The sequence below is a fragment of the Crossiella cryophila genome, from assembly GCF_014204915.1.
Classification (GTDB): domain Bacteria; phylum Actinomycetota; class Actinomycetes; order Mycobacteriales; family Pseudonocardiaceae; genus Crossiella; species Crossiella cryophila.
Genome location: NZ_JACHMH010000001.1, coordinates 2796563 through 2819895, shown reverse-complemented (window position 1 = coordinate 2819895; position 23333 = coordinate 2796563). Strand labels below are relative to the sequence as shown.

Genomic DNA, 23333 nt, shown 5'->3' with positions numbered 1-23333 from the left:
TGCCCCGAACGGCCCAATGCGAACAACTCCCTGTCACAGCGTTTCTCCCTACCGGAGTAAGGTAATCCCGACCTCCGTGTGAAGGCCACAAAACTTGCCGGTGCACCCATTTCCTTCTGGTGAGATGGTGCTATGCGAGTCCTCGTCACCGGCGCGAGCGGCTATGTCGGACAGGCCGTCGTACGCCAACTTTCCCAGACCGGCCACGATGTCGTGGCATTGGTCCACCGCTCAGTGGTCAACGTGCCCGAGGGGGTGGAGCTGCGCAGGGGCGACGTGCTGGACGGCGAGGGCCTGCTCGCGGCCGCGGACGGGGTGCATGCCGCGGTGCACCTGGTCTCGCTGACCCGGATCAGGGAGGCGTTCGCGCACCCTACGCTGTACTACCGGGTCAACCTGGGCGGCACCCTGCACGTGCTGGAGGCGCTGGCCAGACAGGCCGAGGTCACCGGCGTCAAACCCCGGCTGGTGATGGCCTCCACCGCCAGCGTCTACGGCACCCCGGCCCGCCAGCCCATCGACGAGACCACCCCGGTGGCCCCGGAGAACCCCTACGCCGCCTCCAAGGTCGCCGCCGAGGAGGCCATCCGCTGGCAGGTGGCCACCGGCGGCCTGGGCGCGGTGGTGCTGCGGATCTTCAACATCGCCGGCGCGGTCGGCGAGCTGGGCGACTACGACGACACCCGGATCATCACCAGGGCGGTGGGCGTGGCAGCCGGCCACCTGCCGTCGGTGGAGATCAACGGCGACGGTTCGGCGACCAGGGACTTCGTGCACGTCAACGACGTGGCCAGGGCCATGGTGCACGCGCTGGAGGACGCCACGCCGGGCCGCTTCGACGTCTACAACGTGGGCGCCATCCCGGCCAGCGTGGCCGAGATCGTGGACACCGTGCGCGCGGTGACCGGCCGGGAGATCCGGGTCACCCACCGCCCGGCCAACCCCGGCGAGACCCAGCGCTCGGTCGGCGACAACACCCTGATCAGGGAGCGTCTGGGCTGGTCACCGCAGCAGTCAACGCTGACCGAGATGGTCCGCGGCCAGTGGGAGGCGGAACTGTTGCGCCGACACCGCTGAGTGAGAATCAGGCCATGCGCCTGGACTTCGCCCCGGACACGACGGGCATCGGCCGGTTCTACCGGCTGCTCACCGCCGTCGTGGTGCCGCGCCCGATCGCCTGGGTGTCCACGGTCTCCGCCGAGGGCGTGGACAACCTCGCCCCGCACTCCTTCTTCACCGTGGCCTGCGTGACCCCGCCGATCGTCCAGTTCACCTCGGTCGGCCGCAAGGACACCCTGACCAACGTCGAGGCCACCGGCGAGTTCGTGGTCAACCTGGCCAACCAGGACAACTTCGCCCAGGTCAACGCCACCGGCACCGACTTCCCCCCGACCACCAGCGAATTCGACGCCGTCGGCCTGGCAAGGGAACCCAGCAGCAAGGTCAAGCCGTTCCGGGTGGCGAGCAGCCCGGCCGCGCTGGAGTGCGTGCTGCACAGCACGGTGCGGCTGGGTGACTCGACGGTGGTGTTCGGGCGGGTGGTGCACGCGGCGGTGGCCGAGGAGATGTTCACCGACGACCTGCCGGGGATCGAGCTGCTGCGGCCGCTGGCCAGGCTGGGGCGGGATGAGTGGGGGACGGTGGGCGAGGTGCTGGAGACGACCCGGATCCGGCATCAGGACTGGCCGGGGCACTACCGGGGCTAGACCGCGCCCCGGCTCAGAATCGCGCCTCCCGATCCCGGTCCTCCGGCGCCCTCGGCCGCAACGCCCCCCTCGGCACCAGGTTCTTGATCTCCAGCGGCGGCACCGCCCCACCCGGCCGCGCCGCCACGTAGTAGGACACCAGCCCCGCCCAGTACCCCTCCTCGGTCCGCAACCAGGCGTGCAGCGTCCCCGGCACCCGCCCGGTCAGCACCAGGCCCTGTTGCCGGATGAGCAGGCTGGCGGCGGTGCGGTCGCCAAGGAAGCTGTGCCGGTACAGCTCGTTGAGGTCCACCCAGACCGGCTTGCTGCGGTCGTAGACCCGGCCGAGGGAGGGAGCCAGCTGCACCGTTCGGTCGAACACGTGTGCGAGTCTGGATGACTAGGTAGATCGACAGCAAGCCGGGTCACGGGGGCTGATCAGGTCGTTACCCAGGGTGGGTGTGGCGGGTCGTGAACCTTTCCGGGGTGCACACCGACTGAGCCGGTGACCGACTGGGAGGTGAGTGCGTGACCGAGGACCGGGACACCGCGTTGCTGGTGGTGCGGTGCCAGCTCGGCGAGCCCGCGGCGCTGGCCGAGCTGGTGCGGGCCTGGCACCCGCCGCTGTGGACCTACCTGCGCCGGATGAGCACCCCGCAGACCGCCGACGATCTCGTGCAGGAGACCTGGCTGGCGGTGCTGGGCGCCTTGCCGCGGTTGCGGGAGCCGGGGCGGTTCGCGCCCTGGGTGTTCACCATCGCGCGGCGGACGTTGCTGGACCGGCTGCGCGAGCGGTACCGGCCCGAGCCGCCGCCGCCCGAACCGGTGGCCGGGCCCGCCGCCGAGGCCGTGCTGGATGTGCTCGAACTGCGGGCCGGGCTGGCCGAGGTGCCATTGCCCGAACGCGAGGTGCTGGTGCTCTTCCACCTCGCCGATCTGTCCCTGCGGGACTGCGCCGAGGTGCTCGGGGTGCCGGTGGGCACGGTCAAGTCCCGGTTGTCCCGCGCTCGCGGACTGCTCCGCGAACGCCTGCTGGAGAAGGGGTTCCGCCATGACGGATGACCGTTTCGACGTTCCCGCGCGCTCCGCGGAGGACATCCTGGCCACACTCGCGCCCGCCCGGCGACTGCGGCTGGTGCTGGTCGGGCTGGCCGGACTGACCGGGGCACTGCTGACCGGCGCGCTGTGGCTGACCGAACCGGCGCTGCCCCTGCCCACCCAGGTGGCCTTCGGGTTGCTGACGCTGGTGGGGACGACCTGGGCCGCCTTCGCGGGGTGGGCGCTGACCCGGCGTGGGCCGTTGCTGGCCAGGGACAGCGTGGTCGCGGGGTGGCTGGCGCTGACCTTCGCCACCGGGACCGCGGTCGGGCTGGCCGTGGTCACCGCGCAGCGTGGTGGGTTGCCGGTGGCGCTCGCGCTGGGCGGTGGGCTGGTGGTGCTGGCGGGGGTGGTGCTGGGCAGGGCGATCCGGCGGCGGCGGGAGCTGACCCTGCTCAAGCGGGAGCTGGGTGGGTTCTAGGGTTGCGGGCATGTCTGGATTCGACGAGCTTGTCCCCCGGTTGCGGGCGTTCGCGGCGGCGCGGGAGTGGGAGCCCTTCCACACCCCGCGCAACCTGGCCATGGCGCTCTCCGGCGAGGTCGGCGAACTCGTCGCGGAACTGCAATGGTTGAGCGACAAGGAGATCCGCGAGCAGCTCGACGGCGGCGCGTTGCGCGAGCGGGTGGCCGACGAGGTCGCCGACGTGCTGCTCTACCTGGTGCGTTTCGCCGATGTGTGTGGTCTGGACCTCGCGGCCGAGGCGCACGCCAAGATCGACCGCAACGAGCACCGGTTCCCACCGCTGGAGGCAAACCCTTCCGCCTGAGCCGCAAGGGATTTAGCGTCGACGTATGGAACTGGAGCTGCGGCATCTGCGGGTCATCTGCACTGTCGCGGACACCGGCAGCGTGACCAAGGCGGCGGCCAGGCTCGGACTCGCCCAGCCCGCGTTGACCGCCCAGCTCAACCGGATCGAACGCGCACTCGGCGGCACCCTGTTCGAGCGGGACCGGCGCGGCTCCCGGCCCACCCCGCTCGGCGAGCTGGTGCTGGCCAGGGCCCGGATGTTGTTGCCGGCGGTGAGCGAACTGCGCGAGGAGGCCGCCCGGCTGGCCAACTCCGCGGGCGAGGACACCGCGCACTACCGGATCGGCGCGACCAACGGACCGATGCTGGGCGGGCTGATGCACCACCTGGGCGCGGCCCGGCCGCAGGCCCGGATCTCCCCGCAAAGCTCCTGGTCCGCCGATGAGCTGACCGACCTGGTCGCCGCGGGCCGGCTGGACTACGCGCTGGTCGGGGTGTGCGGGGAGTCCGCGCCGCCCGCCGCGGCCGGGGTGCGATGGCGGTTGCTGGCGGTGGACCCAGTGTTCGTGCTGCTGCCCGAGGACCACCCGCTGGCGGGCAAGGACGAGGTGGACCTGAGCGATCTGGCCGAGGCGCGCTGGTCGGCCACCCCTGGCGACGGCTGTTTCGGCGACTGCTTCGCCGCCGCCTGCGCCCGCGCCGGATTCGCGCCACGGGACCTGTACGAGACCGATGTGGTCAGCTGCGTGGACCTGGTCCGCTCCGGGGACGCGATCGCGCTCTGCCAGCCCACCTTCCGCGAGATGCCGGGCGTGATCCCGGTGCCGATCGCCGGGATCCCGTTGCGCTGGCGGCAGTTCATCGGCTGGCACAGCGGCTGCCAGTCCCCGGAGGAGGTGGCCAGGCTGGCCGGGCACGCGCTGTCGGCCTACGCCGACGTGCTGGCCCGCAGCCCGCGCTACACCGACTGGCTGGCCGGGCATCCCGGCTTCGGCATGAACTGAGCGCCGGTGTGACCTTCCCCCGCGGGGGAATGCCCGCCGCGCCCACCGGCGTTGTCGCGGACGTGGACACGGACGTGGTGGTGATCGGGGCCGGCCAGGCCGGTCTGTCCAGCTCGTACTTCCTGCGCCGGGCCGGGATCGGGCACGTGCTGCTGGACTCGGCCCCGCACGCCGGTGGCGCCTGGCAGCACTACTGGCCCTCGCTGCGCTACGCCGACGTGCACGGTTTCCACGCCCTGCAGGACCTGCCGCTGATCGTGCCTGACCCGGAACGTCCCGCGGCCGAGGTGCTCTCGGCCTACTTCACCGAGTACGAGCAGCGCTTCGACCTGCCGGTGATCCGCCCGGTCCAGGTCCGCTCGGTCCGGCACGACGGCCCTGACTTCCTCGTCGAGGCCCCGGAGGGCAGCTGGCGGGCCCGCGGCGTGATCAACGCGACCGGCTCGTGGAGCCACCCGCTGTGGCCGCACTACCCGGGCGCGCGGGAGTTCCTCGGCCGTCAGCTGCACACCGCGCACTACCGCGGACCGGCCGGATTCGCCGGGCAGCGGGTGGTCGTGGTCGGCGGCGGGGCCTCCGCGCTGCGGTTCCTGGACGAGCTGTCCCCGATCGCGGAGACGATCTGGGTGACCCGGCGGGAACCGGAGTTCAGCGAGGCCGAGTTCACCCCCGAACGCGGCCGGGCGATCATCGCCAGGGTCGAGGAGTCGGTGCGGGCCGGGAAACCCCCGCGCAGCGTGGTCTGGAACACCGGGCTCGCGCTCACCCCGCTGATCAAGGACCTCACCGCGCGCGGGGTGCTGCGCCGCCGCCCGATGTTCGAGCGGATCACCCCGGACGGCGTGACCTGGGCCGACGGCAGCCACGAGCGAGTCGACACGATCATCTGGGCCACCGGGTTCCGGGCCGCGCTCAACCACCTGGCCCCGCTGCGGCTGCGCGCGCCCGGCGGCGGGATCGTGATGGCCGGTGGCCACCCCGCCGCCGAGCCGCGGCTGCACCTGGTGGGTTATGGCCCCTCAGCGAGCACCATCGGCGCCAACCGGGCCGCCCGCACCGCAGTCGGCGAACTCCGCCGGGAGCTGTTCCCCCTCGGCGTCGCGGTCTAGGAACTCGGTCAGGATCCCCGGCACGGCCCGGTCGGCGAACCCGGCCGAGTCCGCCGCGGCCATGTCCGGCACCCGGTAGCCACCGGCGGCGGTGGCCACCGCGGCGGTCAGCGTGACCACCCCGGCCCGGCGGGCGAACGGGCTGTCGGTGAAGGTCCAGGACAGCACGTCGTCGCGGCGCAGCGCCGCGGTGTCCCGGCTGAACGTGCCCGAGCGGGTCAGCAGGTAGGACCCGGACAGGCCGTGCCCCAGGTTGCGGTAGGCGTCCCTGGCGAACCACAGCACGAACGGCAGGGACGCCAGCGCGGTGCTCCAGGCCAGGTGCAGCAACACATCCGTGAGCAGCCAGCCCAGGATCCCCTGCACCACCAGCAAAGGCGCGGTCACGAACAGCAGCCCGCGCACGATCCGCCGCCGCAGCGCCACCCGCGGATGCCCGGCCAGCACCGGATCCACCAGTGGCCCAACGGGTTCGCGCAGCACACCCGCGGTCACCCGCAGCGCCTCGGGCAGCGGCGCGGGCGGCAGCACGGCACTGCGCGCGCTGTCCTGCTCCTCGTTGCCCAGCCCGCCCGCCACCACCTTCACCGTCGCGCCACCCCCGGCGCGCAGCAGCAGGGGTTCGCGCAGCAGCACGCCGAAGAGGCGGTTGCGCTCGATGGAGACCGAGCGGGTGGTGAGCAGGCCGCGGCGCACCCGCAGCAGGTGATCGCTGACCCATTCCAGCCGGTAGTGCCACCAGTTCTCCAGGTACAGCCCGAGCGCGCCGATCACCCCGAGCAGGGTGGAGGCCAGCAGCACCAGCGGGATGGTCAGCCACAGCGCGCTGGAGCCGAACTCCACCGCCAGCTGCTGCACCAGTGGCAGCCGCCAGGCCTCGATGCCGATCGCCTCCAGCGCCCGGTAGCCGAGCCCGAGCACCAGGACCACCCCGCCGAAGACCCAGAAGGTCAGCGGCGCGTACCGCAGCCAGCGCGGGTTCATCACCGAGACCACCGGGTCCTGGGCGGCGGCGCGGGTGACGTGCGCGAGCAGTTCGGCACGCAGGGCCTGGGCGTCCGTCCTGGACAGCGCGTCCAGCTTGATCTCACTGCCGGTGTCGTTGGACCCGGCGGTGCCGATCCGCAGCGTGGTCACCCCGAAGATCCGGTGCACCGGGCTGGCGGTGAGGTCGACGTTGCGGATCCGGTTGAGCCGCACCGTGCGCAGGGTTTTGATGAACATCCCGGTGCGCACCTCCACCGCGTCGGCGGTGATCCGGTACCGGGTCTTGGCCCAGGTGGCGATCCCGATCGTGGTGAAGGTCAGGAAGCCCAGCGTCACCCCGGCCAGGGTGAGCCAGGAGCGCAGCTCCAGCCTGCCGCCGGAGATCAGCAGGGTGAGCAGGAGGGAGGCCGCGGGCGCGGCCAGCCAGCTCACGTGCACCGCGATCATGCGCGGGTCCAGCCTGCGCCAGTCCATCACGCCTCCTCGACCGCGGCGGCCTCGCCGATCCGCCTGGCCAGCTCGTTCGCCTCGTCCATGGCCAGCCCGGAGATCCGCACGTCGCCGGCGGTGGAGGCGGTGGTCACGATCACCGTGGCCAGGCCGAAACCACGCTGGATCGGGCCGATCACGGTGTCCACGGTCTGCACCTTGGTCAGCGGGGTGATCCGCCGCCGCTGCCAGAACCAGCCGCTGGCCGAGTAGACCGCGTGCTCGCCCAGTTCCCAGGCGTGCACCCGGTACCGCCACGGCGGCATGACCAGCAGGTAGCCCAGGCCGGGCAGCACCAGCACGCCGAGCAGCAGCGGGCCGAGCCAGCCCAGCGCGCCGGGGAAGAACAGCAGGGACAGCGTGGTCATGGTCAGCGCGACCAGGAACGCCGGTCCGGTCACGGTGAGCAGCGCCTGCACGGTCCACCAGCGGCGCGCGCTCGGATCCACCCGGTAGCGCGGCGGGCGCAGCCTGGGCGCGGAAGTGTTCAGCATGGTCATGGGGTCACCCCAGCTTCCGGAATCGGGGCCACAGCTCGGCCCAGCTCTGCGTGCGCCCCGTCGCCAGCAGCAACGGCGCGCCGTCCACGGCCTTGTTGGCCTTCAAATTCGTCTCCAGCACCCGCAGCTGGGTCACCGTGCGGAAGGACTCGGCCAGCACCGGCTGCGGGCGGCCGACGAAGAGCACCGCGTCCGCGGACTCCGGCGGCGCGCCGAAGTACCAGTAGCCCCGAGACCCGCTCTGCGGCGCGGGCAGTCCGCGCGCAGGCCCGAACCAGGCCAGCGCGCTGGCCGTCCAGTAGCCGTTGGTCAGCACCGCGGTCCTGGCCCGCTGCTCCGGCGGCAGCCTGCGGTACTCGGCGGCCACCTGATCGGCCAGCTCGGTCCAGCCCACGCTGTGCGTGCTGATGAAGTCCACCGAATCGGTCCCGGCCCGGCTCGCCACCGGCTCCAGCGGCAGTGCGAAGAAGGACATCGCCAGCGTGGAGACCAGTGCCACCGGCAGGCTCGCCGACCAGCGCCACCAGCCGGCCACCCGGTTGCGGGACAGCTCCACCGCACCGGCCGCCCACAGCACCGGGAACATCCCGGCCACGTAGTACGGCCTGCCGCCCGCGACCAGGAACAGCGCCGCCACGCCGAGGAAGGTCCAGCCCAGGAAGGCGTACGGGCGCAGTTCGGCCGAGCGCAGCAGCCGCCAGGTCCCGTAGAGCAGCACCACCAGCCCGCTGATCAGCCCGGCCAGGAACAACATCATCGGCACGAAGCCGAGCAGTCCGCCGTGCATCAGCTCGCCCTCGGCGGCGATCTGCCCGGTCATGCCCAGCTGCGGCCAGCCGTGCCTCGCCTGCCACAGCAGGCTGGGCAGCGTGGTCAGCAGCGCGATCCCCGCGCCCAGCCACAACATCGGCCTGCGCAACAGCTCCCTCGGCCCGGCCACCAGCACGGCCACCGCGAGCACCACCCAGAACCCGGCGATGAGGAACTTGCTCTGCACCGCGATCGCGGTGACCACGCCCAGCCAGGGCAGCACCGCGTCCCGCCGGGTACGCACCCAGCGCACCAGCAGCCAGCAGGCCAGCGCCCACATCAGCACGTCCGGCGAGTTGGTGGTGAGCAGGTGCCCGTTGCCGACGAGGAACGGCGAACCCGCGGTGACCAGCGCGGCCAGCGCCTGGGCGCGCCGGGCGCCGCCGAGTTCGCGGGCGATCAGCGCGGTCACCGCCACGGTGGCCAGCACCATCAGCACCGAGGGCAGCCGCAGCGCGGTCAGCGAACCGGGGAACACCGACTCCATCACCAGCGCCAGCAGCGGCGCCAGCGGGCCCTGGTCGGCATATCCCCAGTCCAGCCGCTGCCCGGCGGCGAGGAAGTACAGCTCGTCGCCGAACCACCCGTACCGCTCGGCGAAGGCCACCAGCAGCACGCCGAGCACCCCGGCGATCGCCAGTACCGGCACCCTGGCGAACGGCGGCAGCGCCCGCGTCTCCGATCCTCGCTCGCTGACCTGGACTTGCATCACGACTCCCCCAGTTGATCCCCTGGTAACCAGCTCCCCGCCGGTTACAATGCAGGTGCATGGTAACCACCACGTGGAAGCCGTTGCAATGCGTCCGCATGAAGAAAGTGTGGCTGTCCGTGCCGAAGCAGGTTGACCACGAGGAACGTCGGCGGCACATCGCCGAGGCGCTGTGGCGGATCATCGCCAAGCACGGCATGGAGGCGGTGAGCCTGCGCGATGTGGCGGCCGAGGCGGGCGTCTCGATGGGCTCGGTCCAGCACTACTTCAAGACCAAGGACCACATGCTGGAGTTCGCGCTGGAGTTCAGCAGCGTGCAGACCGGCGACCGGGTGCGCGCCCGGCTGGCCCGCGAGCTGGCGGGCGACCCGCCGCCGTGGGCGGTGCTGCGCGCCTGCATGGTCGAGACGCTGCCCATCGACGAGCACACCCGCACCGGCCGCCTGGTCGGCATCGCCTACTTCATCCGCGCGCTCAACGAGCCCTCGCTGCGCCGGATCTACCTGCAGGGCCAGCCGAAACTGTTCAACTTCTTCGCCGACATGATCCGCGCGGCCCAGGAACGCGGGGTGACCGCGCCGGGCATCGATCCGGACAAGGAGTCGATGCTGCTGTGGTGCATCATCGACTCCCTCGGCTCGGACATCCTGCTGGACAACAGCACCCCGGAGGAGGCGACGGCCACCGCCGACTACTACCTGCGGCGGCTGTTCCCCGGTGTGCCCGAGGACGAGTGGCCGCCGGCGGGCTCGATCTCCACCCCCGGCTCCACCCCTGAGCCCACGAACTCCACCCCCTGATCTTCCTACCGTGCTCCCATGACGATGAGCACGCTGTTCAACGGGGCCCTGGCCATCGCCGTGGTGGTCCTGGTGATCGTCCGCCGGATGAACTGGCGGGAGCTGACCAAACGCGGTGAGGACGTCTGGGTGGGCCCGGCGGTGATCGCGGTGATCGGCCTGTTCCAGCTGAAGAACAAGCTGGGCGCGGACTACCACATCGCGCCGATCGACCTGACCTTCCTGGTGCTGGGCCTGCTGCTGGCGGCAGGCGCCGGGGTCGGCCTGGGCCGGACCAGCGAGGTGCAACTCCGCGAGGGCCGGATCTTCACCCGGATGCGTGGTCCGGCGATCGGGGTGTGGGTCGCCTTCATCGGGCTGCGGGTGCTGCTCGGCTTCCTCGGCCACGCCATGGGCGCGACCCTGACCAGCGGCGGCGGCGCGATTTTGCTGACGCTGGGGGTCAGCCTGCTGGTCCAGTCGCTGGTGCTGGCCACCCGGGTGGGTCATCCGGTGCGGCACTGAGCCCCCGGCACCCGCAGACTGCCCCCATGCATCCCACGCCGTCGGTGCACGACCGCAGGGCCATGCACGTCCTGGTCACCGCGCTGCTGGTGTACGCGCTGCTCAGCTCGCCGAACACACCGCGGTGGGCCTGGCTGGTGCTCGGCCCGGCCTTCCTGGGCTGGCTGGTGTTCCTGGCGCTGACCCGGCGCGCACCGCGGGTGGCACTGGCCGCGCTGGCCGCCTGCTCGCTGCTGGCCTCGGCCATCGTGGGCGTGCCGGAGGCATCGGCCACCACCATCGCCGCGGTGGCGCTGATGGTCTTCATCTCGCACCCGGTGCCCAGCCTGGGACTCGGCTTCGCGCTGACCGCCGCGGACATCACCCTGGTCACCGTCAGCGGCCTGCTCTGGGAGCGCGGCACCGGCGCCCTGCTGAGCAACCTGGGCATCTTCGCGCTGCTCACCCTGCTCGGCCTGGTCCAGCGGCAGCACCGGCAGCAGAACGCGCAGGCCGCCCGGCTGCTCGCCGAGACCGAGCGGACCAGGATCGCCAGGGAACTGCACGACGTGCTGGCGCACTCCCTCGGCGCGCTGGCGGTGCAACTGGAGGTGGCCGAGGCGCTGCTCAGCGAGGGCCGGGACCCGGAAGGGGCGCTGGCCAGGGTGCGGCGGTCCCGGCGGCTGGCCGTGGACGGGCTGACCGAGGCGCGGGCCGCGGTGGCCGCGCTGCGCTCGGACGTGCCGCCGCTGCCTGCCGCGCTGGCCGAGCTGACCCAGGCGCACCAACGGGATCACCAGTCCGAGGTCCGGCTGCGCACCGACGGCGGGACCCGCGCACTCTCCCCAGCCGCCGAGGTCTCGTTGCTGCGCACCGCCCGCGAGGCGCTGACCAACGCGGCCAAGCACGCCGCGGGCGCGCCGATCGAGGTCGATCTGTCCTATGTGGACGGAGCGGTCCGGCTGTCGGTGCGCAACGCGGCGGGCACCGCGCGCACCGAGTTGCCCGGCGGCGGGTTCGGGCTGACCGGGATGCGGGAGCGGCTGGCGCTGCTGGGTGGCACACTCACCGCGGGCCCGGACGGGGACGGCTGGCTGGTGCGCGCGGAGGTGCCGGAATGACCATCAGGGTGATGGTGGTCGACGACCAGCAGATCATGCGCGAGGGCCTGGTCGCCCTGCTCGGCCTGGTCGAGGACATCGAGGTGGTCGCTGACGCGGGCGACGGCGAGCAGGCCCTGGCGCTGCTGGCCGAGCACGAGGTGGACCTGGTGCTGATGGACCTGCGGATGCCGGTGCTGGACGGGGTCGAGGCCACCCGCCGGATCACCGAGCGCTTTCCCGGGGTCGGCGTGCTGGTGCTGACCACCTACGCCGACGACGAGTCCATCGCCGACGCGCTGCGCGCGGGCGCCCGCGGCTACCTGACCAAGGAGGCCGGCCGGGCCGAGATCGCCGCCGCCCTGCGCGCCGCCGCGGCGGGCCAGTCCACCTTCGCCCCCGCGGTCTCCCAGCGCCTGGTCGCCGCGCTGACCCGCCAGGAACCAGCGAAACCACACCGCCCGCCGGACGGCCTGACCGCCCGCGAGGCCGAGGTGCTGACCCTGATCGCGGGCGGGCGCAGCAACCCGGAGATCGCCGCCGCCCTGTTCATCAGCGAGGCCACGGTGAAGACCCACATCAACAACGCCTTCGCCAAGATCGGCGCGCGCAACCGGGCCGACGCCACCCGTTACGCCTACCGCACCGGCCTGACCGCGCCCTGAACCAGCCGATCAGCTTGGCTGCCAAGCGCACTACCCGTGGGTAGCATCGGGGCCATGACCCCTCCTCGTCCGGCACTGCGTGAGTTGGTCGAACGCTCGCTGGCCACCGCGGTCGGCGCGCTGCCCGCTCCGGCGCAGCGCGTGATCGGCGGCCGCACCACCGTCATCGACGGTCAGGAACTGCACCCCGAGGTGCAGTCCATGCTCAAACTGATGAGCCTGGCCAAGGAGAACCCGCTCAGCGCGGGTTCGGTCGCGCAGGCGCGACGCGGGCTGCGCCAGACCGCGGCCATCATCGGCGGGGCCGCGCTGGAGGTGGCCGAGGTGCGCGAACTGAGCGTGCCCGGCCCCGGCGGCCCGATCCGCACCAGGGTCTACCTGCCCGCCGGGCTGCCCAGCCGGGCCCCGGCGCTGGTCTTCTACCACGGCGGCGGCTGGGTGGTCGGCGACCTGGAGACGCACGACAACCTGTGCCGGTTCCTGGCCGTGCACGCCGGGGTGGCGGTGCTGTCCGCGGACTACCGGCTGGCCCCCGAGCACAAGTTCCCGGCCGCCACCGAGGACGCCCTCACCGTCTACCGCTACGCCTTGGAGAACGCGGACTCCCTCGGCCTGCACCCCGGCCAGATCGCGGTCGGCGGGGACAGCGCGGGCGGCAACCTGGCCGCGGTCACCGCCCAGCTGGCCAAGGCCGCGGGCGACCCGGTGCCCGCCTTCCAGCTGCTGATCTACCCGGCGGTCGACTTCTCGGTGCGCCGGGAGTCCCGCCGCCTCTTCGGCGAGGGCTTCGTGCTGACCTCGGACAAGATGGACTGGTACCAGGAGCAGTACCTCAACTCCACCGACGAGGTGCTCGACCCGAGGGCTTCGCCGCTGCTCACCGAGGACCTCTCCGGGCTGCCGCCTGCCTACCTGGTCACCGCCGGTTTCGACCCGCTGCGCGATGAGGGCGAGGCGTACGCGGACAAGCTGATCAAAGCCGGGGTGCCGGTGTTCCTGCGCCGTCAGCGCGGCCTGATCCACGGCTTCGCCAACGTGCTCGGCATCGGCCACACCGGCCGGGACGCCGCCCTGGAAGCCGCCGCGGCCCTGCGCATGGGCCTGTCCTTCGCCGCCGCGAAGTAGCCGGTCCCGGGGGCGCGGTCGCCCGCGCCCCCGGGCCTCAGCCCTTCTTGACCCTGGTGTTGAGCGCCCGCTGCACCGCGTCGGCCATGCCGACCATGCCGGTGCGGAACGGGTGGTAGCTCAGCGCCGCGAGCAGGTCGGTGTGCTGCCCGTTCACCCAGGCCACCCCGCGCCGCTGGCAGGCGTCGTGGCCGAGCGAGGGGCCGTAGGTGTCCACGTAGGTGTCGCCGGTGACCCCGGCCGCCCGCCGCAGCGCCGCGTTGAGCTGCTGCTCCACCCCGTCCAGGAACGGGTAGTCGCCGGTGGCGAAGGGCAGCGTGGACGGGCAGGTGCCGCTCGGCGGCGCGATCCGCGGATAGCCCACCACCAGCACCCTGGCCTTGGGCGCGCGTTCCCGGATCCCGCGCAGCACGGCAAGCACCCGGCCCTCGGTCTGGCCGATCCGCTTGCTCAGCTCGTCGCCGAACTTCTTCGCGCACGGCGCGCCGTCCGGATCACTGCCGCGCAGGCTCGCGCAGGTGGAGATGGTGTCGCCGAAGACGCTGAAGTCGTTGCCGCCGATGCTCACCGAGACCAGGTCGGTGTCCTTGGTCAGCGCGGAGAACTGGGCGGGGTTGCGGCCCAGCGGCACCGACTGCGGCTCGAGCATGTTCGTGGTGTCCGCGGCCCCGCAGCTGATGTCGGTGAACCGGGCCGGCCGGATCCGCCGGTTCAGCAGGCTCGGGTAGTTCTCGGTGGATCGCGCGCAGCCCAACGGGTTCAGCCGCGGCAGCGGGATCAGCGGACCCGAGGTGAACGAGTCACCCAGGGCCACGTAGTGCCGCGCCTGCTGGACCGCGGCCTCCGCCCCGGAAGCGAACAACGCGGCCGCGGCGACCGCCACCGCCCCGATGGTCGTGAGCCGACCTGCGATGCCTACCGACATGCCACACCTCGCTGTGAGCCCGGCCACACCATGACGGACTGACGCTAGGTTCGCCCGCGCGCACCGGTCAATCGTCCGATGAGGTCAGCCACGCTGCGGGTTTCCCCAGCCACTCGTACGGTTTTCCACAGTCCCCCGAACGGCCCTGCCCGCTAGCCTGCACGCTGTGCGTCCGCTGCCCCTGCTCACCGCCGCCGCGCGCATCGGGGCCGGACTGACCCTGGGCGCGCTGGCCGCACTGGCCGAACTCGCCTACCTGCTGATCTCCGCTCTGCCGCTGGTGTTGCTGCTGCCCTGGCCGTCCACCCGGAAACGGCTGGACGAACTGCTGCTCCGCGGCGCGCGGTGGCTGGCCCGCCGGGACGCCCGCCGGGTGGCGAGGTACTTCGGCGGCGGCGAGGCCGAGGCGCAGAGCCGCCCGTGGATGTACCTGCTGCTGCGGACGCCGGTCGGCCTCGGCGGCGGCGTCATCCTGTTCCTGCTGGGCTACGGCCTGCTCACGGTGGTGGCCAGCTTCGGCGCCTGGTTCACCGGCGGCAGCATCTTCACCGGCAACCCGGCCGGCCGGATCACCACCGAGTCCATCCTCGCGCTCAGCCTGCCCGGCCTGGTGCTGCTCTACCTCGCCCTGCAAGGGCTGTACGCACTGTCCACTGTGGAGCGCCGACTGGTCCGCGAGTTCCTCGGCCGCAGCCCGGCGCAACTGCGGCAACGGATCGAGGACCTCACGCTCACCAGGGCGGGCGTGGTCGAGGCGGTGGACGCCGAACGCCGCCGGATCGAACGCGATCTGCACGACGGCGTGCAGCAACGCCTGGTCGCCCTCGGCCTGCTGATCGGCCGGGCCCGCCGCGGCGCCGACCCGGCCAGGTCCGAGGCACTGCTGGCCCAGGCACACCAGGAATGCCAGGAGATCCTCAGCGATCTGCGCGAGGTCGCCTGGCGGGTCTACCCCACCGCGCTGGACAACCTTGGCCTGCCCGAGGCGATCGCCAGGGTGGTCGAGGGTTCCCCACTGCGCACCACGGTCACCTGCGAGCTGCCGCCACAACGGCCGCCCGCGCAGGTCGAGGCCGCCGCGTACTTCATCGTGTGCGAGGCCGTCACCAACGCCACCAAACACGCCGACGCCGCCACCATGGCCGTGCGGCTCACCTGCCTCGACGCCCCGGCCCGGCTGCTGGTGGAGATCGCCGACGACGGGGTCGGCGGCGCCGATCCGGCAGGCGGCGGACTCTCCGGCCTCGCCCAGCGGGTGGCGGCCATGGACGGCGAGTTCCAGGTGCGCTCACCCCTGGGCGGCGGCACAGTCATCGGAGCCAGCCTGCCATGCGCCTGATCCTCGCCGACGATTCGATCCTGCTCAGGGAAGGGCTGGTCCGCCTGCTCGTGGAGGAGGGCCATGAGGTGCTCGCCGCGGTCGGCGACGGCGCCGCGCTACTCGCCGCGGTGGCGCACGAGCAGCCGGACGTGTGCGTGATCGACGTTCGAATGCCGCCCACGCACACCGCGGAGGGCTTGCAGGCCGCGCTGGAGATCCGGGCCCGCTGGCCAGAGGTCGGCGTGCTGATGCTGTCCCAGTACGTGGAGAAGCGCTACGCCACCGAGTTGCTCACCGGGGAGAGCGCCAGGGTCGGCTACCTGCTCAAGGACCGGGTGGCCCAGGTCGGGGAGTTCCTGGACGCGCTGGACCGGGTCGGCTCCGGCCGGGCCGCCTTCGACCCGGAGGTGGTGCGCCAGCTGCTGGCCCGCACCACGCACACCGACCCACTGGCCAGGCTCACCGAACGGGAGCGGGAAGTGTTGCGGCACATGGCCCAGGGCCACACCAACGCGAGCATCTCCACCGCGCTGCACATCTCGCAGAGCGCGGTGGAGAAGCATGTGAACGCGATCTTCGACAAACTCGACCTGTCGCACACCACCGGCTACAGCCGCCGGGTGCTGGCCATCCTGCGCTACCTGGGCAGTTAGACCCGCTGCCTACTCCGGCGGCGCACCCTGGACACCACGAAGGCGATCACCGCGACGGCGACCACGGCCAGCACCGCCTTGGACAGGAACCCGGCGTAGGTCTCCACCAACGTCCAGTTCTCACCCAGGAAGTACCCGGCGAGCACGAACACGGTGTTCCAGATCAGGCTGCCCAGCGCGGTGAACAGCAGGAACACCCCCAGCCGCATCCGCTCCACGCCCGCTGGCACCGACACCAGGCTGCGGAAGATCGGGATCATCCGGCCGAAGAAGACCGCCTTGACCCCGTGCTTGGCGAACCAGGCCTCGGTGCGATCCAGGTCGGAGACCTTGACCAGCGGCAGTTTCGCCGCGATGGCCCTGGTGCGGTCCCGGCCGAGCAGCGCACCCAGGTAGTACAGCGCGACCGCGCCGACCACCGAGCCCGCGGTGGTCCAGATGATCGCGGCCAGCAGGCTCATCCCGCCGCGGCTGGCGGTGAACCCGGCCAGCGGCAGGAACACCTCGCTGGGCAAGGGCGGGAACAGGTTCTCCAGCGCGATGGCCAGACCGGCGCCCGGCGCGCCGAGGGTGGTCATGAGGTCGGTGACCCAGTTGATGATTCCGTCGAACATGGTGCCAACGCTAGGAATTCCGGACTGAGAACACCCTGAGGCCGACCACCCGATCAAGGCGGGCCGACCACAGCGAAACTGTGCGGGAAACCGCAGTGCGCGCCCGGCTCAGCGCTGATTGGCGTGCTCGGCCAGGCCCAGCGCGCAGCGGCGGATGAACGCGCCGAGCACCAGCCGGTACAGCCAGCCGGTGCCGGGGAAACGCGGCCGGAAGCTGGAGTACCAGTGGATCTCGGTGCCCGCCGCGGTCGGCGCGAGGTCGATGGTGGCCCGGTAATCCCGGATCGGCAGCCCGGACAGCAGCGTGTAGCCGAGCCTGCGGTCCGGCACCAGCTCCACCACCCGCTCCCGGCTGACCACCGACCCGATCGGCTGCTTGGTGCGGAACACCCGGATCGCGCCCAGGCTCTCCTGCCCCTGCTCGCCCTCACTCTCCAGCTCGAAGGAGCTGATCGGCGACCACACCGGCCAGCTCGGCCCGCTGCGCACCAGCGCGTAGACCGCGGCCGGGGCCGCCGTGGACCGCACCCGGACATCGATCCGCTGCACCGCCATCAGACACCTCCATCGTGTACCGGTTGGTACATGTACCATATGGTTCACCCAGACGGAAGGCGGTGCCGGTGTCGGCGGCGAAGGAGAAACTGCTGGCCGCGGCGGTGGCCTGGTGCGCCGAGCACGGCGTCGGCGAGGTGAGCCTGCGGCAGCTGGCGACCGCGCTGGGCACCAGTCACCGGATGCTGATCTACCACTTCGAGTCCAAAGAGGGCCTGCTGGTCGAGGTGGTCCGCGAGGTCGAACGCCGCCAGCGCGCCGCCTTCGCCGAACTGGACCGGGCGGGCGCCTCCCCGGCCACCGCGCCGCGGGAGTTCTGGCGCAGGCTCACCGATCCGGAACTGGCCCCGCTGATCCGGCTGTTCTTCGAGCTGTACGGCCAGGCCCTGCAGGGCCGCCCCGGCACCACCGAGTTCCTGGACGGCATCGTCACCTCCTGGACCGAACCCATGGCGGACTGGCTGCGGGCCAACGGTTTCCCGGACGCCGCGGCCAAGGCCCAGGCCCGCCTCGGCGTCGCGGTCACCCGCGGCCTGCTGCTGGACCTGCTCGCCACCGGCGATCGGGCGGGCGTGGACGCGGCGATGGAGGCTTTCATCCTTTCCACCGAGGACACCCAGCGCCGACTTGCATCGATCGGGTGACCGGAGCAGCCACCGTTCACCCGGTCGGTCCCTCCCTGCCGAGCTGGCCGGTTGGAGATGATGCGGTGATGGCGAGGGAGGACGCGGTCCGGGCGGTGCTGCGCCGATACGGCAGGTCCAGGGACTTCCACCGACAACAGACCCTGCTGTCCGAGGGCGCCGAGAGCGACGAGGTCCTGCTCATCGAGCAGGGCCTGGTCAAGGTGCTGCTCTCCGGCGGCAACGGCACCGAACTGATCGCCGGTTTCTACGGGGCCGGCGAGCTGATCGGCGAGCTGGGTGTGATCGAGGAGGTGCCGCGCAGCGCCACGGTCATCGCGCACACCGCGGGCAGCGCCGTGCACGTGCCCAGGGCGGTGTTCCTGAGCCTGATGCGCACCAACCAGGACGTGCTGCTGCTGGTGAACTCCACCCTGCAACGACGACTGCGCAACGCCGATCACCGCGGCCTGTCCGTGGCCTTCCAGGACGTGCCGACCAGGGTGGCCAAACAGCTACTGAGCTGGGCCGATGACCGCGGCGAGCAGACCGAGCACGGGGTGGCCATCCGCGGCATGAGCCAGAAGGAACTGGCCCAGTCGGTGGGCGCCTCGGCCAAGACGGTGGACGCCGCGCTCAAGCGGTTCCGCGCCCAGGGCCTGGTCCGCACCAGCCGCCTGCGCTACCTGCTGCCCGACCCACGCCGCCTGGCCGAACAGGTCTGAGCCAGTCGAGCCGTTCTCCCTGGGACGCGGGAGAACTCATCGGCCATTCGCAGCACACTCCCGCCCATGGCGTGGCCTATCCGTCTGGCACCCGTGTGGAGGTAGTGCGTGGCCCTCATGCCCGTAAACCGGACCGTGCTCGGCATCGACCTGATCGACTCCGGCAGCAACCCCGGCTACCACCTGGACGTGGCGGCCCAGAGAATGCGCGAACTCACCGAGCAGGCCCTGGCCGCCCGCGAGCTGACCAGGGCCGACGCCGTGGACTGGCAACACACCGGTGACGGCCTGCTCGCCGCCTTCCCCCAGGAGACCCTCGGCAACCTGCTCGACGCCACCCAGCTGCTCGACGAACTGGCCGCCGAGCACAACCGCTGGCACAAGCCCGACGTCCGCCTGCGGGTATCCCTCGGCATCGGCCCCCTGCCCGCGCACGAGGGCCTGCACCGCACCAACATCGACTGCGCCCGGATGCTGGACGCCCCCGCCTTCCGCACCGTGGTCCGCCACTGCGCCCAGGCGAACCCCACGGAGTTCAACACCGCCCTGATCCTCTCCGCCAAGGCCTACCAGGACGTCTTCGGCGGCCCCTACACCGACCTGGTCAAACAATCCGACTTCGGTCGAATCACCTTCCAGCACAAGGAAACCGAGAACACCGCCTGGCTCCGCGTCCCCGGCTTCGCCGCCGACCGCCTCACCGCCTTCGCCGAACCCCAGCCCCTGCCCGAACCCGCGACCACGCCGGAGAGCAAGCCCGGTGAGGCGGCCCGCCGGATCGCGGCCGGGGGCGGGGTGGCGAACACGGTCCACGGCGAGATGAACGGGGTGCAGGCGGGGGAGATCCACGGCGGCGTGCACTTCGGCGACCGACGCCGCCGCTGAGGACCTCAGCCCAGCGCACCCGGCCGGCTGACCACCTCATCCGCCAGCCCGTACGCCACCGCCTCCGGCGCGTTGAACCACCGGTCGCGGTCGGCGTCGGCGGTGATCTGCTCCACCGTCTTGCCGGTCTGCGTCGCGGTGATCTCCGCGACCAGCAGCTTGAGCTTGCCGAACTCCTCGGCGCGGATGGCGATGTCCGAGGCGGTGCCGGAGAGCCCGGCGTGCGGCTGGTGCATGAGCACCCTGGTGTGCGGCAGCACGTATCGCTTGCCCGGCGTGCCGGAGGAGAGCAGGAACTGGCCCATCGAGGCAGCCATGCCCATCGCCCAGGTGGAGACGTCCGGGGCGATCAGTTGCATGGTGTCGTAGATGGCCAGGCCCGCGCTGACCGAGCCGCCGGGGGAGTTGATGTAGAAGACGATGTCCCGTTCCGGGTCCTCGGCGGCCAGCAACAGCATCTGGGCGCTGATTCGGTTCGCGCTCTCATCGTCCACTTCGGACCCGAGGAACACGATGCGCTCACTCAGCAGCCGGTCGAACACCGAATCGCTGAGACTGAACCCGGCCCCCGCGCGCATCCGCAACCCATTGTCCTGAGCCACGTTCCCACCTCCCTGGTCGTTGTCCGTGCTCGACGGTAGACCGGGCGGCCGGGAGGCGGGACCGGGTTCGCTCTCGGCGCATCCCGGTCCCGCCGGCCGGTCAGCAGCCGTCGCGCAGGTAGTAGGCGTTGGAGATGAACCGGTCACCCGAGTTGCCCTGGCGTTCCAGGTTCGTCACACCCTTGCCGACGCACCGGTCCGCGGTGCCGCCGAAGCCGCCGTACCAGCGCACCCGGATGGTGATCCGGTCCGCGGCGCCGCAGTGGTTGTACTTGGCGTAGTTGTTCTCCACGAAGAATCCACACGGCGCCTGTGCGGCCGACGGGGACGCGAGGGCGACCGCACTGCCGGAGAATGCGGTCACCGCGAAAGCGAAAACGGTGAGTGATCGAGCGATACGCATACCCGGAAGTATGTCGGCGACCCCGGGGGGCACGCACGGCGAATCAAGATCATCGCCGCCACGTTCATTCGATGGTGGCCTGAGGGTCGCCGACGCACGAGCCGGGCGAAGGTTGCTTACCACCTCCGCGACCAGCAAATATAACGACTCGATATACCCGGCAGACCTGCTGGCAACCCCCGGGCCCCAGGAGGCGTCTTCTTCACGGAGCCACCAAGACCGCCCCAATTACGCGGCGGCGATCCATCAAGGGGGAAAAAGGAAATGGGTACTCGTCTCGCATTCACCGGAATTACCGCGGCCGCTATCGCCACCGCATTTCTCGCCGCGCCGGTCGCGTTCGCCGCGGACGAGGTCATCGGCGCCATCGGCGTCCAGGACAAGTCGATCCGGGCCGGCCAGGAGGTCCTGGTGCGGGCCTACTGCAAGGACCCCAGGTTCACCGGCTCGAAGATCACCTCCGCGGTGCTGGACGCGCCGCCGCTGACCGGCAAGCCCGGCCAGTCCTACACCTCCGACGGCCGGATCAAGCCGGACGCCAAGCCTGGCACGCACACCCTGTCCTTCACCTGCGCGGGCAAGACCATCACCGGCAGCTTCGAGGTGCTGCCCAGCCAGCGCCGTCCCGGCACCACCCCGCGCAAGCCGGTGGAGACCAAGGCCAACGAGCAGGTCAAGGTCAAGCCCAAGGGCGCGGCCGAGACCGGTGGCGGCGCACTGGCCCAGCAGGGCCTCGGCGAGAGCCTGGACTGGATGTCCGTCGGTGGCTTCGCCGCGGGCGGTCTGGCCGCCGTGGCCGCCGGTGTGATCATCTTCCGGAACCGCCGCCAGAAGGTCTGAACCGGCCAAAACCGTTCGCCGGGGGGATGAACGGGCAGGTAGAACAACACCCATGCTTCGCAAGTACCCGCGCACGCCGCACCTGGAGGGGTCCCGGCTGCAGCCCGGTGACCACGACCTCGCCGCGGTCGGGTACGCCGAGATCGCCGGCCGCCACCTGGTGGTGGAGGAGAAGCTGGACGGGGCGAACGCCGCGATCAGCTTCACCGCCGAGGGCGAGCAGCGGTTGCAGAGCCGCGGCCACTACCTCACCGGCGGCCCCCGGGAACGCCAGTTCGACCAGTTCAAGTCCTGGGCCGCCGCGGCCGCGCACCTGCTGTGGCCGCGGCTGACCGACCGGTACGTGCTGTACGGGGAATGGCTCTACGCCAAGCACACCGTCTACTACGACCGGCTGCCGCACTACTTCTGCGAGTTCGACGCCCTGGACCGGCACACCGGGGTCTTCCTGTCCACCACGGCCCGTCGCGCACTGCTCGACGGGCTGCCGGTGTGCCCGGTGCCGGTGCTGCACACCGGCCCACTGTCCACCGTGGCCGAACTGACCGCGCTGCTCGGCCCGTCCACCTGCGGACCGGAGCAGATGGAGGGGCTCTACATCAAGGTCGAGCAGGGCGCGGAGACCGTCGGCCGGTACAAGTGGGTGCGCCCGAGCTTCCTGACCGAGGTGCTCGACTCCGGCGGCCACTGGCTGGACCGCCCGATCACGCCCAACCGGCTCGCCGACCCGGAGGCGCTGTATGCGGGTCTTTGAGCGACTCTGCCCGACCGGTCCACAGTGGACAGTGCCATGGGCGGAGATCACCGAGGCGTTCGACTGGGTGCGCCGGCTGCGCGGCGTGGCCCAGGATCCGGTGCACCACGCCGAGGGCGATGTCTGGACGCACACCAGGATGGCCTGCGAGGCGCTGGCCGCCCTGCCCGAGTGGCGCGCCCGCCCGGCCGCGGAGCGGGTCCGCCTGTTCGCCACCGTGCTGCTGCACGACGTGGCCAAACCGGTGTGCACCCAGGTGGATGCGGAGGGCAGGATCACCGCCCGCGGCCACTCCCGCCGCGGCGAGATCATGGCCCGCCGCATCCTGTGGGAGCTGGACGCGCCCATTGCCTGGCGCGAGCACGTCTGCTGCCTGATCCGGCACCACCAGGTCCCGTTCTGGGCGCTGGAACGCCCTGACCTGGACCGCATCGCCTTCCGCGCCAGCCTGCTGGCCGGCAACGCCGACCTGGTCCTGCTGGCCACCGCCGACATCCTCGGCCGGAGCTGCGCGGACACCGCCGAGGTGCTGGAGAACATCGCGCTGTACCAGCAGTACTGCGCCGAATCCCGCTGCCTGGACGGTCCACGCGAGTTCGCCTCCGAGCACGCCCGCTTCACCTACTTCCGCACCCCCGGCCGTGATCCGGACTACGCCGCGCACGACGACACCCGCCTCACCGCCACCGTCCTGAGTGGACTCCCCGGCGTCGGCAAGGACCACTGGATCGCCCGGCACCGCAAGGGAATCCCGGTGGTCAGCCTGGACGCGCTGCGTGCGGAACTACGCATCGCCCCCGACGGCGACCAGCGCCCGGTGGCCGCCGCAGCGCACGAGGCCGCCCGCGAACACCTGCGCGCCGGCCGGAGTTTCGTCTGGAACGCCACCAACATCTCCCGCCAGCTCCGCGAGCGCTGCATCGGCCTGGCCGCCGCCTACCACGCCCGCATCGACCTGGTGTCGCTGGAAGCCCCGCCCGCGATCCTGCGTGCCCGCAACCGGTCCCGCCCCGCGCCGGTGCCGGAGGCGGTGCTCGAGCGTCTGCTGCACCGCTGGGAAACCCCCGACCCCACCGAGGCCCACCGGGTGAGCTGGCTCAGCACCGCCGGGTAGAACTGGA

General features: G+C 71.7%; 29 protein-coding genes. 20 read left to right on the top strand and 9 right to left on the bottom strand.

Annotation, left to right across the window (positions count from 1 at the left end; all coding sequences use genetic code 11):
• Positions 1–132 precede the first annotated feature (132 nt).
• Positions 133–1077: an NAD-dependent epimerase/dehydratase family protein gene (locus tag HNR67_RS13190; protein WP_185002316.1), complete on the top strand. Its 945-nt coding sequence runs from the start codon at positions 133–135 to the stop codon at positions 1075–1077.
• A 14-nt stretch (positions 1078–1091) separates the two neighbouring features.
• Positions 1092–1706 carry a flavin reductase family protein gene (locus HNR67_RS13185; protein ID WP_185002315.1) on the top strand — a complete coding sequence of 205 codons (615 nt, stop codon included), beginning with the start codon at positions 1092–1094 and terminating at the stop codon, positions 1704–1706.
• A gap of 13 nt (positions 1707–1719) precedes the next feature.
• On the opposite strand, the gene HNR67_RS13180 is transcribed toward HNR67_RS13185, so the two are convergent.
• Complete coding sequence (locus HNR67_RS13180) at positions 1720–2067, bottom strand: hypothetical protein (protein ID WP_185002314.1); 348 nt, start codon at positions 2065–2067, stop codon at positions 1720–1722.
• Between the two features lie 146 nt (positions 2068–2213).
• Here HNR67_RS13180 and HNR67_RS13175 point away from each other — a divergent pair, with 146 nt between their 5' ends.
• From HNR67_RS13175 to HNR67_RS13155, 5 genes are read left to right on the top strand one after another with little or no spacing between them, the layout of a single operon-like run.
• Positions 2214–2747, top strand: coding sequence for an RNA polymerase sigma factor (locus HNR67_RS13175; protein ID WP_185002313.1), 534 nt, complete (start codon positions 2214–2216; stop codon positions 2745–2747).
• Positions 2737–3204, top strand: a complete 468-nt coding sequence (locus tag HNR67_RS13170) for a hypothetical protein (protein ID WP_185002312.1) — start codon at positions 2737–2739, stop codon at positions 3202–3204. The genes HNR67_RS13175 and HNR67_RS13170 overlap by 11 nt, the downstream gene beginning before the upstream one ends.
• A 10-nt stretch (positions 3205–3214) precedes the next feature.
• Positions 3215–3550, top strand: a complete 336-nt coding sequence (locus tag HNR67_RS13165) for a nucleotide pyrophosphohydrolase (protein WP_185002311.1) — start codon at positions 3215–3217, stop codon at positions 3548–3550.
• A gap of 25 nt (positions 3551–3575) precedes the next feature.
• Positions 3576–4535: a LysR family transcriptional regulator gene (locus HNR67_RS13160; protein ID WP_185002310.1), complete on the top strand. Its 960-nt coding sequence runs from the start codon at positions 3576–3578 to the stop codon at positions 4533–4535.
• Positions 4536–4564: 29 nt separating this feature from the next.
• Complete coding sequence (locus HNR67_RS13155) at positions 4565–5644, top strand: NAD(P)-binding domain-containing protein (RefSeq protein ID WP_185010583.1); 1080 nt, start codon at positions 4565–4567, stop codon at positions 5642–5644.
• Here the strand turns inward: HNR67_RS13155 and HNR67_RS13150 are convergent.
• The 3 genes from HNR67_RS13150 to HNR67_RS13140 are packed head-to-tail and all read right to left on the bottom strand — an operon-like array spanning position 5555 to position 9139.
• Positions 5555–7105, bottom strand: coding sequence for a PH domain-containing protein (locus HNR67_RS13150; RefSeq protein WP_185002309.1), 1551 nt, complete (start codon positions 7103–7105; stop codon positions 5555–5557). The two genes, HNR67_RS13155 and HNR67_RS13150, sit on opposite strands and share 90 nt — an antisense overlap.
• Positions 7105–7620 carry a PH domain-containing protein gene (locus HNR67_RS13145; protein ID WP_221489880.1) on the bottom strand — a complete coding sequence of 172 codons (516 nt, stop codon included), beginning with the start codon at positions 7618–7620 and terminating at the stop codon, positions 7105–7107. Before HNR67_RS13145 ends, HNR67_RS13150 begins: the two co-directional genes overlap by 1 nt.
• Positions 7621–7624: 4 nt before the next feature.
• Positions 7625–9139, bottom strand: coding sequence for a glycosyltransferase family 39 protein (locus HNR67_RS13140; RefSeq protein WP_185002308.1), 1515 nt, complete (start codon positions 9137–9139; stop codon positions 7625–7627).
• Positions 9140–9237: 98 nt separating this feature from the next.
• Here HNR67_RS13140 and HNR67_RS13135 point away from each other — a divergent pair, with 98 nt between their 5' ends.
• Genes HNR67_RS13135 through HNR67_RS13115 form a run of 5 tightly spaced genes read left to right on the top strand, consistent with a single transcriptional unit; the run spans position 9238 to position 13312 of the window.
• Positions 9238–9939 carry a TetR/AcrR family transcriptional regulator gene (locus HNR67_RS13135; protein ID WP_185002307.1) on the top strand — a complete coding sequence of 234 codons (702 nt, stop codon included), beginning with the start codon at positions 9238–9240 and terminating at the stop codon, positions 9937–9939.
• A gap of 18 nt (positions 9940–9957) precedes the next feature.
• The gene (locus HNR67_RS13130; protein WP_185002306.1) at positions 9958–10443 is read left to right on the top strand and encodes a hypothetical protein; all 486 of its coding nucleotides are present in this window, start codon (positions 9958–9960) and stop codon (positions 10441–10443) included.
• 26 nt (positions 10444–10469) lie between these two features.
• Positions 10470–11543, top strand: coding sequence for a sensor histidine kinase (locus tag HNR67_RS13125; RefSeq protein WP_185002305.1), 1074 nt, complete (start codon positions 10470–10472; stop codon positions 11541–11543).
• A complete protein-coding gene (locus tag HNR67_RS13120) occupies positions 11540–12187 on the top strand; it encodes a response regulator (RefSeq protein ID WP_185002304.1) in 648 nt (215 codons plus the stop codon). The genes HNR67_RS13125 and HNR67_RS13120 overlap by 4 nt, the downstream gene beginning before the upstream one ends.
• 54 nt (positions 12188–12241) lie before the next feature.
• Entirely contained in the window at positions 12242–13312 is a 1071-nt protein-coding gene (locus HNR67_RS13115) for an alpha/beta hydrolase (protein ID WP_185002303.1), read from the top strand.
• A gap of 37 nt (positions 13313–13349) precedes the next feature.
• Here HNR67_RS13115 and HNR67_RS13110 read toward each other — a convergent pair whose 3' ends face one another.
• Positions 13350–14237 (bottom strand): SGNH/GDSL hydrolase family protein, encoded by an 888-nt coding sequence (locus HNR67_RS13110; protein ID WP_185002302.1) that lies wholly within the window; start codon positions 14235–14237, stop codon positions 13350–13352.
• A 166-nt stretch (positions 14238–14403) separates the two neighbouring features.
• Here HNR67_RS13110 and HNR67_RS13105 point away from each other — a divergent pair, with 166 nt between their 5' ends.
• A complete protein-coding gene (locus tag HNR67_RS13105) occupies positions 14404–15576 on the top strand; it encodes a sensor histidine kinase (RefSeq protein WP_312987146.1) in 1173 nt (390 codons plus the stop codon).
• Complete coding sequence (locus HNR67_RS13100; protein WP_185002301.1) at positions 15567–16211, top strand: response regulator transcription factor; 645 nt, start codon at positions 15567–15569, stop codon at positions 16209–16211. Before HNR67_RS13105 ends, HNR67_RS13100 begins: the two co-directional genes overlap by 10 nt.
• Here the strand turns inward: HNR67_RS13100 and HNR67_RS13095 are convergent.
• Both HNR67_RS13095 and HNR67_RS13090 read right to left on the bottom strand, forming a co-directional pair.
• Positions 16208–16825, bottom strand: a complete 618-nt coding sequence (locus HNR67_RS13095) for a DedA family protein (protein ID WP_185002300.1) — start codon at positions 16823–16825, stop codon at positions 16208–16210. The genes HNR67_RS13100 and HNR67_RS13095 overlap by 4 nt on opposite strands.
• 108 nt (positions 16826–16933) lie before the next feature.
• Entirely contained in the window at positions 16934–17380 is a 447-nt protein-coding gene (locus HNR67_RS13090; protein WP_185002299.1) for an SRPBCC family protein, read from the bottom strand.
• A gap of 68 nt (positions 17381–17448) precedes the next feature.
• Here HNR67_RS13090 and HNR67_RS13085 point away from each other — a divergent pair, with 68 nt between their 5' ends.
• The 3 genes from HNR67_RS13085 (at position 17449) to HNR67_RS13075 (ending at position 19613) form a co-directional block, all read left to right on the top strand.
• Positions 17449–18024: a TetR/AcrR family transcriptional regulator gene (locus HNR67_RS13085; RefSeq protein WP_312987144.1), complete on the top strand. Its 576-nt coding sequence runs from the start codon at positions 17449–17451 to the stop codon at positions 18022–18024.
• 68 nt (positions 18025–18092) lie between these two features.
• Positions 18093–18728 (top strand): Crp/Fnr family transcriptional regulator, encoded by a 636-nt coding sequence (locus HNR67_RS13080; RefSeq protein WP_185002297.1) that lies wholly within the window; start codon positions 18093–18095, stop codon positions 18726–18728.
• A gap of 117 nt (positions 18729–18845) precedes the next feature.
• Positions 18846–19613, top strand: coding sequence for a hypothetical protein (locus tag HNR67_RS13075; RefSeq protein WP_185002296.1), 768 nt, complete (start codon positions 18846–18848; stop codon positions 19611–19613).
• 5 nt (positions 19614–19618) lie between these two features.
• Here the strand turns inward: HNR67_RS13075 and HNR67_RS13070 are convergent, their stop codons facing one another.
• Positions 19619–20191, bottom strand: coding sequence for a ClpP family protease (locus tag HNR67_RS13070; protein WP_185010577.1), 573 nt, complete (start codon positions 20189–20191; stop codon positions 19619–19621).
• A gap of 124 nt (positions 20192–20315) precedes the next feature.
• The gene (locus HNR67_RS13065; protein ID WP_185002295.1) at positions 20316–20618 is read right to left on the bottom strand and encodes a DUF6355 family natural product biosynthesis protein; all 303 of its coding nucleotides are present in this window, start codon (positions 20616–20618) and stop codon (positions 20316–20318) included.
• Positions 20619–20882: 264 nt separating this feature from the next.
• Here HNR67_RS13065 and HNR67_RS13060 point away from each other — a divergent pair, with 264 nt between their 5' ends.
• From HNR67_RS13060 to HNR67_RS13050, 3 genes are read left to right on the top strand one after another with little or no spacing between them, the layout of a single operon-like run.
• Complete coding sequence (locus HNR67_RS13060; protein ID WP_185002294.1) at positions 20883–21458, top strand: hypothetical protein; 576 nt, start codon at positions 20883–20885, stop codon at positions 21456–21458.
• A 52-nt stretch (positions 21459–21510) separates the two neighbouring features.
• Positions 21511–22212 (top strand): RNA ligase family protein, encoded by a 702-nt coding sequence (locus tag HNR67_RS13055; protein WP_185002293.1) that lies wholly within the window; start codon positions 21511–21513, stop codon positions 22210–22212.
• Positions 22199–23326, top strand: a complete 1128-nt coding sequence (locus tag HNR67_RS13050) for an AAA family ATPase (protein WP_185002292.1) — start codon at positions 22199–22201, stop codon at positions 23324–23326. Before HNR67_RS13055 ends, HNR67_RS13050 begins: the two co-directional genes overlap by 14 nt.
• The last annotated feature ends 7 nt before the right edge of the window (positions 23327–23333 follow it).

Bases quoted from the DNA above. Each gene is read 5' to 3' on its own strand.
- HNR67_RS13060 (WP_185002294.1), top strand. From the start codon at position 20,883: ATGGGTACTCGTCTCGCATTCACCGGAATTACCGCGGCCGCTATCGCC.
- HNR67_RS13190 (WP_185002316.1), top strand. From the start codon at position 133: ATGCGAGTCCTCGTCACCGGCGCGAGCGGCTATGTCGGACAGGCCGTC.
- HNR67_RS13165 (WP_185002311.1), top strand. From the start codon at position 3,215: ATGTCTGGATTCGACGAGCTTGTCCCCCGGTTGCGGGCGTTCGCGGCG.
- HNR67_RS13150 (WP_185002309.1), bottom strand. From the start codon at position 7,105: ATGGACTGGCGCAGGCTGGACCCGCGCATGATCGCGGTGCACGTGAGC.
- HNR67_RS13110 (WP_185002302.1), bottom strand. From the start codon at position 14,237: ATGTCGGTAGGCATCGCAGGTCGGCTCACGACCATCGGGGCGGTGGCG.
- HNR67_RS13100 (WP_185002301.1), top strand. From the start codon at position 15,567: ATGCGCCTGATCCTCGCCGACGATTCGATCCTGCTCAGGGAAGGGCTG.
- HNR67_RS13185 (WP_185002315.1), top strand. From the start codon at position 1,092: ATGCGCCTGGACTTCGCCCCGGACACGACGGGCATCGGCCGGTTCTAC.
- HNR67_RS13145 (WP_221489880.1), bottom strand. From the start codon at position 7,620: ATGACCATGCTGAACACTTCCGCGCCCAGGCTGCGCCCGCCGCGCTAC.
- HNR67_RS13135 (WP_185002307.1), top strand. From the start codon at position 9,238: ATGAAGAAAGTGTGGCTGTCCGTGCCGAAGCAGGTTGACCACGAGGAA.
- HNR67_RS13055 (WP_185002293.1), top strand. From the start codon at position 21,511: ATGCTTCGCAAGTACCCGCGCACGCCGCACCTGGAGGGGTCCCGGCTG.
- HNR67_RS13080 (WP_185002297.1), top strand. From the start codon at position 18,093: ATGGCGAGGGAGGACGCGGTCCGGGCGGTGCTGCGCCGATACGGCAGG.
- HNR67_RS13125 (WP_185002305.1), top strand. From the start codon at position 10,470: ATGCATCCCACGCCGTCGGTGCACGACCGCAGGGCCATGCACGTCCTG.
- HNR67_RS13155 (WP_185010583.1), top strand. From the start codon at position 4,565: ATGCCCGCCGCGCCCACCGGCGTTGTCGCGGACGTGGACACGGACGTG.
- HNR67_RS13050 (WP_185002292.1), top strand. From the start codon at position 22,199: ATGCGGGTCTTTGAGCGACTCTGCCCGACCGGTCCACAGTGGACAGTG.
- HNR67_RS13160 (WP_185002310.1), top strand. From the start codon at position 3,576: ATGGAACTGGAGCTGCGGCATCTGCGGGTCATCTGCACTGTCGCGGAC.
- HNR67_RS13170 (WP_185002312.1), top strand. From the start codon at position 2,737: ATGACGGATGACCGTTTCGACGTTCCCGCGCGCTCCGCGGAGGACATC.
- HNR67_RS13070 (WP_185010577.1), bottom strand. From the start codon at position 20,191: ATGCGCGCGGGGGCCGGGTTCAGTCTCAGCGATTCGGTGTTCGACCGG.
- HNR67_RS13075 (WP_185002296.1), top strand. From the start codon at position 18,846: ATGCCCGTAAACCGGACCGTGCTCGGCATCGACCTGATCGACTCCGGC.
- HNR67_RS13120 (WP_185002304.1), top strand. From the start codon at position 11,540: ATGACCATCAGGGTGATGGTGGTCGACGACCAGCAGATCATGCGCGAG.
- HNR67_RS13130 (WP_185002306.1), top strand. From the start codon at position 9,958: ATGACGATGAGCACGCTGTTCAACGGGGCCCTGGCCATCGCCGTGGTG.
- HNR67_RS13065 (WP_185002295.1), bottom strand. From the start codon at position 20,618: ATGCGTATCGCTCGATCACTCACCGTTTTCGCTTTCGCGGTGACCGCA.
- HNR67_RS13095 (WP_185002300.1), bottom strand. From the start codon at position 16,825: ATGTTCGACGGAATCATCAACTGGGTCACCGACCTCATGACCACCCTC.
- HNR67_RS13115 (WP_185002303.1), top strand. From the start codon at position 12,242: ATGACCCCTCCTCGTCCGGCACTGCGTGAGTTGGTCGAACGCTCGCTG.
- HNR67_RS13140 (WP_185002308.1), bottom strand. From the start codon at position 9,139: ATGCAAGTCCAGGTCAGCGAGCGAGGATCGGAGACGCGGGCGCTGCCG.
- HNR67_RS13090 (WP_185002299.1), bottom strand. From the start codon at position 17,380: ATGGCGGTGCAGCGGATCGATGTCCGGGTGCGGTCCACGGCGGCCCCG.